The organism is Denitrobacterium detoxificans (assembly GCF_015062615.1).
Classification (GTDB): Bacteria; Actinomycetota; Coriobacteriia; order Coriobacteriales; family Eggerthellaceae; genus Denitrobacterium; species Denitrobacterium detoxificans_A.
Map to the genome: position 1 here is coordinate 97,388 of NZ_SUUH01000002.1, position 13,948 is coordinate 111,335.

The window sequence follows — 13,948 nt, forward strand, 5'->3', positions numbered from 1 at the left end:
CGCCATTACCGCGTACTCGCAGCTGGGATATCACTTCCTGCACTGGGCCGACGAATCGGGCAACATCGTGAGCACCGAGCGCACGTTCATTCCGCCTCGCGGTGCCGATGGCGCATATCATGACGCAACGTACATCGCCGTCTTCACGGAAGATGATGACATCACCATCACGTACTCGGTCGACGTTGCCGATGCTGGCTGGCTCACGCGTACGTACGAGAAGGTCGCACCCGCTACGGGCACGGCCATGGGCACGTACCTCTATATCCGCGATGGATATGACTTCCTGGGCTTCTACGATGGCGAGGGCAACTACTACGGTATGGGCACGCTCAATACGGAGTATGGCTACTACGAGTTCGTACCTGGCCGCGCTTCCGATGGCATTTACCATGACATCGTCTACATTGCCAGGTTCAGCGAATCTGCCACGCATTACGTGGTGGAATATTGGCTGCAGGATGGCTCGGGCGAGTACTTCATCAACGAGGCCTACACGGCCAGCTACGATGCCAAGACGGGCGATGTGATCACCGTTGCGGATGACAGCGACCTGATCAAGCCCTTCGATACCGACGGCGTGACGCGCATCGACCTGGCCGAGGTCTCGCATCACCTGTATCGCCCCGATATTTCCACCACCACCATCACGGTGACGGCGGATGGCCTGTCGAAGATCAAGCTGTACTACGACATTGGCTGCTTCACGCTTACGTATCGCTATGTGCTGAATGGCCAGGGCATCGTGCCCGCCGATTCGCCCATTGCGCCTACCAATCAGCCGCGCGGCCTGTATCGCAACAGCTCGGTCATCTTCGACGATACCGCGGATACCGTTGGCGTGAATGGCTATAAGTTCAGCGGTTGGGTGGCGTACAAGGCAACCGACCTGATTGGCGTGGATTACGCCGAGCTGTGGAAGAATTACAACTTCAGCAACACGGTGAAGGTTGATCGCGGCCAGCCGACTAACTGGATGACGGGCCTTGAGTATCTGAATACCGACGGCACGACGGGTGGCTACCTGGTGCGCAACGGCGCAGGCAACCCGATTCCCATTTGGGCTAACAACCTAGAATTGGGCGCTTTCAACACTACGGTGGCGTATCCGTACGACTTCTGGATGCCCGACGACAACGTGATCATCATTGGCTTCTGGGAGGCCAAGGGCTATACGGTGCGCTTCAACATCGACACCGCGGATGCCGCGAAGGGCGACCTGTACGATGATGCCACCACGTATCCCACGTTGGTGCCTTCGGGAAGCTATGCGTATCGTAATGGCGTTGAGATGGGTACGTACACGCCGCGCGTGAAGGATATCCAGATTCGCCTGCTCGATCACAACAACTGGATTAACATGGGCTGGAACTACACGATGACGAAGGATGACGGTTCCATCGAGACTGGTTACACCATGTCGCCTTCCACCATCCAGATCATGGGCGATACCACGTTCACGGCCGTCTTCGTAGAGCCGCGCGTCATGGCTTACATGACGGGCTCTGGCGGTAACTTCGTGCAGGGCGTCGACGATCAGACGCTCATTCAGGACATCCCCGTGAACACGCCCATTACCACGCGTGGTTACTACAATGGCGCTGTTGACAACAGCGTAGCGGGCTACCCGCCCATTTCCACGTTTGCCCCGCAGGGCTACGAGGGCTACGAATTTGCCGGTTGGGCGTGGCGTAAGCACATCGTGACGGTGAGTGGCGGCTATGCCACGGTTACGCCCGACCCGATCATGCATACGAACGTGAACCTGGCGACGTACAACCAGCTCATTTTGGCCTACGACTACACGCCGAGCTTCTATAGCAATACTATGCTCTTCGATGCGGGTGTGGATGCCACCACGTTTGCTTTGGGAACCGATTTGATTTTGGATGAGGCATTCCCCACGACGGTGGATGCGAACTACGAGTTTGTGGCGCTGTGGACGCCCATTCGCCACGTGTTCACCATCAATGAGAACAACCCCGACCCAACGACCATCACCATCACGCTTGATACGGCAACGTACAATACGGCGACTGGCTACTTCGATCAGACGGGTAGTTACGCACCGGGGTATTGCAAGCGCCTGCCGATGTTCAACTACGCAACGCGTAGCCCTGACGGCTGGGTTATGGATGGCTATTCCGATACGCCCAATGGCGACGTGGTGTACCTTCCCGGTTCGCCCTATACGGTGGGCGGCCTGGACAAGGTCATCTACATCCACTGGGTTCCCGCGTATCCCTCCACGATTGAGTATGCGGTTGATGGTGGAACGTATGGCGGCGTTTCCGCAGGTGGTTTCGTGTATCGCGAGAGCGAAGTCGTTACCGGCGTGGGTGGCGCAGCCAAGGGCTCGTATGCCGTTCCCAATAATGGCTACGTATTCGTGAAATGGGTCGATGCTGCGGGTAATACCCTGAGCAGCGACTCCACTGCCACTACGTTCACTCGTACGGTGGGTACGGTTACCTACACGTACCAGGGCTACAAATTCGTGCCGCCTACGCCTGCACTTCCCAATGCGTGGCCCAACCCCTCCATCTACTACGCGGTCTTCCAGGAGGCGCCGCAGATCACCATTACGTACATCGTGGCCGATCCGGCGCGCGGCACTGTGCAGTTGAATGGTGGCGGTTCGCCGGGCACCATGTCGGCCGAAAGCCTGTATCCCGTCTCCGGTACGCCGTTGGGCGCCACCGTGACGCCCAATACGGGTTACACGTATGGGTACTGGGTAGACGAGGATGGCAACAAGGTCACTATGACCTACACGGTGGGTGGCGTAAGCCATCGCCAGCTTGCTGGCATGTCGCTCGTTCCCGAGCGCGTGGATGGAGCCTATAAGTCGGCTACGTACTATTACGTGTTCCAGCCGAGCGACAACATTAGCGTCATGGTGGAGCACTACCTGGTCGATGCGGCGGGCACTATTACGTTGGCTGCTACTGACACGCATCCGTACCAGACCACGGGTGCCACGGTGAATGCCGTATCCAAGGGTTGGACGCGTACGTTCGACGGCTACTACATGCTCACCACGTTCCAGCCGAGCGGCATCGAGCTCGTGAAGATTGAGGACGAAGTCAGCGCTATGGGCACCACGGTGCTTCGCCTGTACTACATGGAATACGATGCGCAGCTCACGTTCGACCTGGCGGGCAACCTGCCTCCGGGCATGACGGCGGCCCAGATGCCTTCGTACGGTGGCGCTAATCCGCGTTCGGTTACCTCGGGTCATGCCACCACGCTGCCTTCCGCGGCAGAGGTTACCTACGCTGGCTACACGCTTATTGGCTGGACTGACGTACAGCCGGCCGAGGGAGACCTGACGTGGGTATATGCTCCTGGTTCTGCATACACGATGCCGTTTAGCGACACTACGCTGTATGCCATTTGGCAGCCCAACACGAATACGAAGTACGTGGTGTATCAGCGTCGCGTAACCTCCAAGGGCAAGCTGCTCTTCGAAGTGGAGGAAGAGCACACTGCCACCACGGGCACGCGCGTATACGCCGACGACCTGTCTTCGCAGTATACGGGCTATGTCTACACGCCTGGTTATGCTTCCGATGCGGCGCCTTCGGCCATCGTCGATCGCAACGGCACCACGGCGCTCGTCATGTATTACGTGGCGCAGCCCATGACGATCATCTACGACCTGGTGGCTTCCGATGCTGGCTGGTCGTATTCCGGCGTGACGCGCGTCGACCAGTACGAGGCGGGCGTTGGCATTACGTTGCCTACGCAGGGCGACGAGGAAGGCCAGGTGTACCGCCCCGGTTACGTGCTGGTGAGCTGGACGTTCGATCAGGATGGCACGGTATGCGCTCCGGGCGCCTCCATTCCCATGCCGGGCATGGCATCGCGTGTGGGCACCATGACGGCCACGTGGCGTGCGCGCAGCGACACCATGTATACGGTGGCGTACCATTACGTGAATTCCGATGGCGAGACGGTGAGCAAGGTTAAGCGTACTGGCACGACTGATACCACTCTCGACGCTTCGGCGCTGGGTCTGATCAACCCGCCGGTGGGCTGGACGTTTGACAGCGCTAACGCGGGCAACGTGACTACCGCGAACCTGAATGGCGACGGAACCACCATCCTGCATATCTACTACAAGCCCGATACCGTTTCCTACACGGTGCGTCATGTCTTCCTGAACAACGTGGGTACCATGTTCATCAGCGAGACCGACGAGACGCGCACGGCCGAGGCGGGCAAGGTCATTCACGGCGTCGACGTGGCCCAGACGCTTACGGGCTACATTTGGGACAGCACGTGGAGCTACAAGACCGCCGATGACGGCTTTGGCGATAGCGTCATCCGCATCGAGGTTGCCGGCGATGGCACGTCGGTTATGCTGCTGTACTACAAGGCCCTCATGGGCATCGACTACACAGTGAAGATCTACCGCACCAACGCGGCATATACCGATATCGAGCTCATCGATTCCACCGAGTATCACGACGGCCAGGTTGGCCTGACCATCGACGTTGTGGATGCTGGCCTGCATAGGCCCAGCGATTCGCGTCTGGTGGGCTACGAACTCGACCCGAGCTTCTCGGGTGCCACGGTGGGTGGTACTACCTATAATGCCTATCTGTCCTCGCAGGCCATTACGGGCATGGGTGCCTCTAGCGACGTGTTCTACATCTACTACGTGGCCAAGAGCACCACGCCGTACACGGTGCAGCATTGGCAGCTGCATACCGATGGCTCCTCGCCGTACATGGCGCTTTCCGTTGAGCGCTATGGCGAGACGAACAGCACGGTATATGCCGCCAACGAGCTGGTTACCTTCGACGGTTTCGTCTACAGCCCGTCCGAGACGCTGGCGCGTTATGGCGCTACTGACGCTGTTATTGCAGCCGATGGTTCTATGGTGCTGAAGATCTACTACATGGTGCTTGCGTACGACCTGACCATCGACGCCAATGGCGGCGCGTTCTCCGATGGCACCACGGTGGTTGGTCCTACCTCGTACGCCACGGGCGATGTGGTGAGCATTCCCACTCCCACGCTCATTGGCTACGATTTCCTGGGCTGGTCGGTGAACGATCCGACGGGCGCCATCGAGCTGCTTCCCACGCTTACCACGTGGAACATGCCGGCGGGCAACACCGTTCTGTACGCGCATTGGACGCCTTCGGTGCGTCGCTTGGCGTACGACAACAATTCCAAGAAGGCCCAGGGCAGCGTACCCGATACGTATGGCGTGTACGGTGGTACCGTGAAGGTTGCCGACCCCACGGGCCTACTTTCGCGTGTGGGCTACAACTTCGGCGGCTGGGCAACTACCAAGGCCTTGGCCGATGCGGGCACAAGCGATGTTGCCGTGGGTAGCGATTGGACGCTGCTGCTAGACAACAACGACAACGTGGTCTATGCCGTGTGGATTCCGCGCGACGACACGAAGTACGTGGTGTACCACGTGCGCGTGAAGAGCAATGGCGAGCTGGATTCTCCGGTGCGCTATATGGCTACCGAGAACCTGCAGGGCACGAGCGATACCTTGGCCACGGCCGTTGCCAAGACGTTCAATGGCTACACGTTCGATTCCGCGTACGCCTTCAATGCGAAGTTCGGAACCAATTGGCAGGCCAATATCGAAGCTGATGGTTCCACGGTGCTGTACCTGTACTACCAGGCCAACGTGGTGAACTACACGGTGTACACGTATCGCGTGGGCGCCGATGGCCTGGTGCACAACGGTGGCCCGGGTGCCGATGGCACGCCTACGGGTGGCGACCCGATGATCCTGCGTACCGACGTGCTCACGGGCGACGTGGATGACACGGTCACGATTGACGGCACCACGTACATCAACCTGCCGGGGTACTTCTACTATCCCAGCTACACGTACACCGAGGAGGGCGAGACTACTCCGAAGTACAAGGAAGTGCGCAGCGGCGTGATTACCGCTGATGGCGGCCTGGAGCTGTTCCTGTTCGCCCAGGCACGTACCGGCATCGAGTTCGAGGTGCACCACTGGAAGGAGAATACGGCCAACCCGAATGGCTTCGAGTACATCGTGACCATCGAGACGGGCGAGGCTGGCGTGTACTACGACGGCGCGAATTACCTGCGTCAGGATATTATCGATAGCGGCTATTCGTACAATCCCACGCTCACGGCTACCGAGAACGCGGCAAATGGCCACGTATCCGAAGGCAAGCTGGACGCCGTGGATAACAACACCTTCGCCAGCACGTTGGTGCTGTACCTGTACTATTCCGCGAATTACGTGCAGATCATCTGGGAGCCCGTGAAGGGCACCTGGGATAGCGGCATTGCGGAAGCGGCGCCTACGTTTGTCGACCCGATCGTCACGCCGACCCAGGGTAACCCCGGTGCGATCCGCGTAGATGACACGGTGACGCCGTACAACACGGCCGATATCATCCGCTATGGCTATCAGCTGATGGGTTGGTCTACCGACCTGAATAACCCCGCGAAGAGCAGCTACACAAGCCCCGAATACACGTTCGCGACGTTTACGATGCCGCCGAGCAGCTTGCGTCTGTACGCGATCTGGCAGCCTCTGCCGCAGAAGATTACGTACTTCGCGAATATCTACCCGGACATCAACCCGAACTTCGTGTTCCCGGGTGGCAATGGCGACATGACTGATTACGGCACGACGCCCGACACCTGGGGCGTGACCGACGAGGAAGTTGCCGTGAGCGATAACAAGTTCACGAGGGAGAATTACATCTTCGTGGGTTGGGACCACAATCCGCTGTGCGATCCGGCTGACGTGCAGTTCCCGTATCGCGATCCTGACGACCCGGATAACATCCCGTGGGAGAAGTGGAAGCTGAAGGAGACGGATACCGACCCCGAGGCGAACTACCTGTACGCCATCTGGAAGCCGGCCAACGTTACGCTGGAGTATTGGTCCATCACGCAGGATATTCTGGATGCCGTTGAGGCGGATATCGTGGTTAATCCGACGCGCTATGGCTATACGGCCGCGGCGGTGGCCCGTTGGACGGATGCTCAGCTGCATCGCAATTCGAAGATTAAGGCCATGGCGATGGACCCTGATGTGCTTGCGAATCTCGGCTATGCTCCGACTCTAATCTGGACGAAGACGGCGGCGTTTAACGCTACGGATTGGGATATCTTGTATACGGATACGAGTAGTGGAACTCCGGTTGATATTAGGGATCCCGAGCTTGCGCCGATCAATTGCAATATTATTGGTTGGAAGTTCGCTAAGTGGCGTTTCAATTACAATTCCGGAAGCTATATGACGGCCACTACCCTCTATTCGGCGTTTACGAGCACGAATCCCTCTACGGGCAACAAGCGCGTATTTGCAACGTGGGATGAAGTGTCGGTTACATTCCACTGGGATACTCAGAACAATGATGCAACTCAGTACAACACGCAGACGAAAAAGTGGTTTGACGTTAGCCTGACAAGCGGCAAGACTAATGCGAAGTTAAAGGGATACGAGTTGTATTCAACTGGTCAATGGAAGACCAAACCGACTGGTGGTTCCGTAGTGACGTCGACAATAAATGTTGGTGAGATTGTTTATCTCCAAACGGGTTCCTATGACGATACTGTCACAGATGTAACAATTTATGCACAATGGAAGAAGCATCAGTATTCGGTCATAATTTACAAGTACGTCCAGAATGGCAGGACAACCTCGCAGACTAAGTCTGTGTATTGGACGAACGCAATTAATCCTGGTACGAATTCCACGAAGACCGTCAGTGGCGTTAGGTATACGTTTGTTGGCTACTTTACGAAGCCTAATGGCGCCGGTATGCAAGTTACGTCTACTACGAAGCTTTCTGAGATTGCAACGGCGGATAATCAGACGGCTGGTTATAAGTACAAGATCTATGGCTATTGGGTTGTTCAGGGTACTACCACGCCAGGCACCGCTCTTAACCCGACAAGCTCCGGCTCGGCAACGTCTTTGGCCGCGTTGAGTGCGGGCTCGGGTGCCACTGCCCTGGCGACTCTATCCGACGATGGCGGGGGAGGGGGTACCGCGCTCGCTGCGCTATCCGAGCAGGATGTTGCGGCGGTTGCGGTTGAGCCCCTAACCCTCGCGTCCGAGCCGGCGCAGGACGAAACGGTTGCCATGCTCGCATTGCTTAGCGAAGCCACGACTGATTCTTCGATGGGCGTCGATGCCACTGCGGGCGTTTCCGCGTCTGCGATTGGCCAGATGGTTGCGGCTGGCGATGATGCTTCCGCCGCCCTGCTGGACGTGGCCTCCGATGCCGCTGCTGTTGCTGGCGCGGCTGACGATGCCGGCGAGATGGATCTTTTGGGTTCCAATGCGGGCAATGTTGTTTCGACCGAAAACGCTATCGGCGACGCTTCGGGTTTTGGCCTCGTTGCCATGAGTAGCGATCCGGATTCCGCTGGGGGATACCCACCCCAAGCGGAGGATGATGCCATGTTATCTGCGGTAGGCTCTGATGTGCTTGCAGCAGCGATTTGTCAGCTCGAGACGGGCGCAAGCCCCCTCGCAGCTGTCATCAACCAGGATGCTCTCCAGGCGGCGTCTTCAGCTGACGCTGCCCAGGGCCTGGTTGCGTAACTTCGTTATCTAAGGCGCGCGCTCCTCATGTGGGGCGCGGGTCATGGATAGAGCGGGGGAGCGCGATCAAGGCCCAGATTGGGCTCCTCCGTTTACACCTATCTGCGCTGGTGGGCGATACCTCCGCCCACCAGCGCAGGCATTTTTTCGGGTTAGCGGCAAGAATGCGTGTCCGGACTACTCGTAATCCGAGCGCCAGGGCCCGCTTGAGTGGAACTCGGCCCATGCGATTCCCGCGCCCCATCTTGAGACCTCGTAGTCATCGGCGCTATCCTCTCGTACACACTCGAGTGTCACCGGCGTCGCCTTCCCACACCTGCCCGATTGCGCAAGTCGTTGCTTCCGCTTTGGTCGTCTGTCGTCGGCGTTGTCCTCTCGTGCTCACTCGAGTGTCACCGGCGTCGCCTTTCCACACCCGCCCGCGCGTGCGGTTTGGTCTGGGACCGCACCGCACGGGCGGCTATGGAAAGCCGCCGAGGCAAGCTTTCTCCGCTCGAGGGCCCCGATCGTCTATCGCCTGCGCTTTCGCATCTCCGCCTCCGCCGCTTTGCCCCTCAGCCTCGACTCGTTTTTCCGGAGAAACCGACCTCTCCGGATGGGCGCCATCGCGAAGTCCCAGCTCGCGATGGCCCCCGAATGCGATTCCGTCCGAACGTCCCTCTGACAGGTCCATTTCTCCGGAAAAACTGACGCGGTGGTTGCTTCAATGGGGGCGCTATAAGCGGGGTAGCCTGCTTCCGTGCGTAAGAAAGCCGTGTAGTTGAGCACGTTTGCGTTGCTGAATTGCTGTTAATGCATGTGTCTTGTAGCCCAGCATTCTGCCGACCTCTTCCATGATGCAGGCGAATTGAAGCTGGTCGGTGAATTGCCGATGCGTTAAGGACAACGCGTGGAGTCCGAGCATCTCGTAGGCATTGCGTTTGCGGATGTCCCGCTCGCGTTTGGCGCTGTCCGAGTGAAATGCGTCGCTGTCGTACTCGAGGACAAGTCCTTCGTTGGGCCAATAGAAATCGGGGTAGATTTCTCGTACGCCTGCCGCTCTGCGAGCTGCCCCTTCTAGGGTGATCTTTTCGTTTAGCTTCGGTCGCGGTAGCCCGTAGCCTCCCAGCCTATACGAAAGCGTCATTTCGAGTGCAATCTGCGATTCGCGTGGCGATCTTGAGCTATCTACGACGCACTCGGCTGCAAACCGTGCGCGTTTTACGCCGTGCACATCTGCTGCTCTTGCGATGTACGCACGTAGGCTATCGGCGGTTGTTGCATGCTGTCGCTTGATAATATGGGTTCCGCCCATCCCATCAGGGCGAAGCGCGTAGTCGCCGCATAACTCGAAGGCGAGCTCTGCGAGCTCGTGTCGTTCCGCGAAGCATCCCATCTGAACGAGGCAGAGTTCTGGGGTGGAGACAAATACGCTCAATTCGTCTTCATCTCCCGAAATGCTTCCCGCGAAGGTGATGGAACCGGGAGGTAACGGCGAGAGTTGTCCATGGACGCGCATGTACGAAGTCCGTAGGGATGCGCTTCTCTTTGTCGAGATCAGGTCTAATGGCGCTTCGATTCCCGAAAAGAGCTGCGCCTCGATGATCCGCATCACTTGTTCTTTGCTGGGCGTAGCGGCTTCTGCCAGCACGCACATTTCCTCGGATGGAGAGAGGGGCCGGTGGAGTGCGCTCGACTTGCGCGCGCTCCAATATGCAAGTGCCGTGCGGTAACCAAGAATGAACGTTGTCAACGATTCCTCCCAATCCCGTATGCATGGGCCTGATAGAACCTTGTGCCGTTGAAATGTATGTCTTGGGGTTCGCCCCGCAGATGCTTGATGGCTACCGAAAATGCGATTGGAAAGGCGTTTCGTCGAGGCGATTTGCCATCGAGTTTAGCGGACTGTAATCGCTAAATCTACTATATATTTCCCCAGATAAACGGGCTTTAACTTTGACCTGGCGCGCTATCGAAACGCGACCATTGCGCGACTGTTGTGCGACTCTTGCTAACTGCGTGATATCTGTTGTGGTGGTTGGAGCGGAACCCACCGCTGATGCGTTGCGTCCACGGATGTGCACATGAGCTTTTCAGTTTTTCCGGAGAAATGGACCTGCCTGTGGTGGGTTGCTTTGAAACCCCCAGGTCGATTTTTCTTTGGGCGCCATTTCGCCCGCGATAATCAGTCTGAAACCCAGTTTTTCCGGAAAATGGGGCGGTGTCATGATTCCTTCTCGCTGATGTTTCGCTGGTCCCTTTTGCTTTTCGTTCACGCATATGGCTACAATGGGTAAATGTATTCTGGCCTGGTGAAGCATGAGGGATGCAGGAAGAATGGGGGCGTAAGTGGGGGATGTGGTCGCGCAATCGCACGAGCGCATTGCGTATTACGACAACGTGAAGTTCGTGCTGATCGTCTTGGTGGTCATTGGCCATATTATCGACTTGTGCGCCATTTCCCATCCGGGCGCGAAAAGCCTGTTCGTCTTCATCTATTCATTCCACATGCCGCTGTTTCTCTTCATCTCCGGCTTGTTCCTGAGTCGCGAGCGACTTACGGGTCAGAAGACGCTCGAGCGCGTTGTGCAGATGGTCGCTCTCGGCTTTCTGCTGAAGGTTCTTCTGTTTGCGACGTATTACGCGATTGCCGTTATTCAGGGTGGCGATACGAGTGCGGTGAAGTTTACCCTGCTCGGCGATGGAAGCATCCCCTGGTATCTCTTTGCGCTCGCTGCGTTTTACACGCTCTCGTGGGTCTTGCATCGAGCAAACGTTTGGATCGTCCTGGCCGGGTCGCTCGTTGTGGGCATGCTGGTGGGGTACGACTCCAGCATCTCCGACTATCTCTACCTCTCGCGTATCGTGGTGTTCCTGCCATTCTTCTGGCTGGGTCATATGTTGAATCCCGCCCGGGTCGAGCGTGCGTTGGCGTACCCGTGGCTGCGCGTAGTGGGGGTCGTGGTCATCGTGGCTTTCGCCGTTTTGTGCCTTGTGCGCGTTGGTGACGCTTACCATTTCCGTCCGCTGTTCACAGGGCGGAATTCATTCGAGAACGCTATCAAAGCTGGCTTGGTAGGCTGCTCGTGGATGCATCGCGGAGTGGCGTACGTCATTTCTGCCACTATGTGCGCGAGCGTGTTGGCGGTTGTGCCGCGCCGCCGCATTGCGCTTGTTTCGGAATTTGGAACGAGAACGTTGGCTGTCTACATGCTGCATTTTCCCGTCCTTTGCGCTTTGCACGCTTGCGATGCCTATGGCTTCCTGATGGCGCACGGCATCTCGTGGCCCTTCGTGTGCATCGGGCTGGGCGTCATCATCACCGTGGTGCTGTCTCTTCCTGTGTTCAGCAAGCCCTTCAGCTGGCTGGGGGCCCAGTTGCGTGGCGTGGCCCATGCGAGTGCCGGCGTGCGAACAACGGCGGCTTAGCGGCGTTCGTGCGACCCCGGACGCGTGTGGGCGGAGTGTTTCCGTGTGGCCTATTTCGCTTATGGGACCGTTTCTCGTCGTGCGCTGGCAATGCGTCCGTGCGGCCCCGTGCGCGCAGTCTTCAAGCCGTGCCCTTGCCCTCGCCCTCGCTCGCCGTTTTCCGCTCCGTGTGCTCGGGTGGTGTATCCTATCCCAGTTACTTAGCATTGCTCGAACAGGAGACCCATGTCCATCCTCAAGCCGCTCTTGCGCATCCCGAAGCGTCTGATGCGCGAATTCTGCCTCTCGGTGTGGTACCCGCGTGTGTACCGTAGGGCAGCGCGACAGCCGCTCGTTCCGGGCAAGGTCGTGTTCGTGGAAGTGCGCGAGCCCAAGCTTTCCGACAGCTTCAAGCTCATGCACGAACGCCTGCAGCGCGAACCCCAGCTTTCCCTCAGCGTGCTCTTCCTGGGCGAATCGCGCGTGCGCTACGCGCAGTACCATCGCAACTGCCTGGCCATGCTGCGCGAGATCGCCACGGCGCCCTACGTGTTCCTGAACGATGCGTCGAACGTGGTCAGCTGCGTGCCGCTGCGCGAAGGCTCGCAGGTGGTACAGCTGTGGCATGGTTGCGGCGCCTTCAAGAAATGGGGCATGAGCACGGCCGACCTGAAGTTCGGCGGTTCGCGTAAGCAGAAGCTGCGCCATCCGTTCTACAGCAACCTTTCGCTGGTAACTACCAGCAGCCCGGAAGTAAACTGGGCATACATCGAGGCCATGCATCTGGAACGCACGCCCGAAATCGTGCAGGCCCTGGGCGTCAGCCGTACCGATATCTTCTTCCGTCCCGATTTCCTGCAGCGCTCGCTTGCCCGCGTGGAGCGGGCGCTTCCCGGCATCGCTGGTCGCAAGATTCTGCTGTATGCGCCCACCTTCCGTGGCCGCGTGGCCAGCGCGGAAGGCCCCGACCAGCTGGATATCGAACGCATGAAGCAGGAGTTTGGCGATCGTTGGGCGCTCGTTATCAAGCACCATCCTTTCGTGAAGCAGCCGCCTGCAATTCCCGACAGCTGCCGCGACTTCGCGTTCGACGTCACGCATGGCGACCTGGCCATCGACGAGCTTATGGCCGCAAGCTCCGCCTGCGTTTCCGACTACTCGTCGCTCGTGTTCGAATACTCGCTCCTGCGTCGTCCGCTGGCCTTCTTTGCCTACGATCGCAGCGATTACGACGATTGGCGCGGCTTCTACTACGATTACGACGAGCTCACTCCGGGCCCCGTATGCACGACCACGGAAGAGCTCGTCGCGTGGCTTGCCGCCTCCGAGCGCGATTTCGACGCCACGCAGATCGATGCGTTCCGCGAGAAGTTCATGTCGGCCTGCGATGGGCATGCCACCGAGCGTATCGTGCGGGCCGTGTTTGGCCCTGCAATCGCCACCAACCTACCTTCGGAGGAGGAATAGCCATGCGGGCTTTGCTTCAACGCGTCACGAGTGCCTCTGTAGCCATTCAGGACGGCACGGAAGGCACCTTTTCGGGCATCATCGAGGGTGAGCCGCGTCGAGCGATCAAGCGCGGTCTGGTGGTGTTTCTGGGCGTTGGCGAAGACGATTCGGAGGCCGAAGCCGAGCGTTTGTGGCGCAAGATTTCGCGCTTGCGCATCTTCGATGACGAGAACGGAAAAACCAACCTTTCGCTTGCCGATGTGGATGGGGAAGTGCTCGTGGTCTCTCAGTTCACGCTGTTCGCGAATTGCCGCCGCGGCAACCGCCCCAGCTTTACTGAGGCGGGCAACCCGCAGAAGGCGCGCGAGCTGTATCGCCATTTCTGCCAGTTGGCCCAAAACGATCTGGGCAGTATTGCCGTGGGCGAATTCGGCGCCGACATGCACGTGTCCATCGAGAACAGCGGTCCGTTCACCATCTGGCTCGACACCAACGAGCTCTAGCCTGCGCTTCTCCCGCGCCCTTCATTTCGCGTGG

At 58.4% G+C, this 13,948-nt stretch carries 5 protein-coding genes (1 of these 5 only partly in view); 4 read left to right on the forward strand and 1 reads right to left on the reverse strand.

Annotated features, from left to right (window positions below):
• Positions 1-8,575: the final stretch of a BspA family leucine-rich repeat surface protein gene (locus E7002_RS03195; RefSeq protein ID WP_303727467.1), read on the forward strand. It extends 23,993 nt beyond the left edge of the window; 8,575 of the gene's 32,568 nt are visible here — the last part of the coding sequence; the start codon falls outside the window, past its left edge; the stop codon is at positions 8,573-8,575.
• 715 nt (positions 8,576-9,290) lie between these two features.
• On the opposite strand, the gene E7002_RS03200 is transcribed toward E7002_RS03195, so the two are convergent.
• Positions 9,291-10,205 carry a hypothetical protein gene (locus E7002_RS03200; RefSeq protein WP_303727468.1) on the reverse strand — a complete coding sequence of 305 codons (915 nt, stop codon included), beginning with the start codon at positions 10,203-10,205 and terminating at the stop codon, positions 9,291-9,293.
• Between the two features lie 698 nt (positions 10,206-10,903).
• Here E7002_RS03200 and E7002_RS03205 point away from each other — a divergent pair.
• The 3 genes from E7002_RS03205 (at position 10,904) to dtd (ending at position 13,914) form a co-directional block, all read left to right on the forward strand.
• Positions 10,904-11,983: an acyltransferase family protein gene (locus E7002_RS03205; RefSeq protein ID WP_303727469.1), complete on the forward strand. Its 1,080-nt coding sequence runs from the start codon at positions 10,904-10,906 to the stop codon at positions 11,981-11,983.
• Positions 11,984-12,208: 225 nt separating this feature from the next.
• Positions 12,209-13,429, forward strand: coding sequence for a CDP-glycerol glycerophosphotransferase family protein (locus E7002_RS03210; protein WP_303727470.1), 1,221 nt, complete (start codon positions 12,209-12,211; stop codon positions 13,427-13,429).
• A gap of 2 nt (positions 13,430-13,431) precedes the next feature.
• A complete protein-coding gene (dtd, locus tag E7002_RS03215; protein WP_303727471.1) occupies positions 13,432-13,914 on the forward strand; it encodes a D-aminoacyl-tRNA deacylase in 483 nt (160 codons plus the stop codon).
• Positions 13,915-13,948 lie beyond the last annotated feature (34 nt).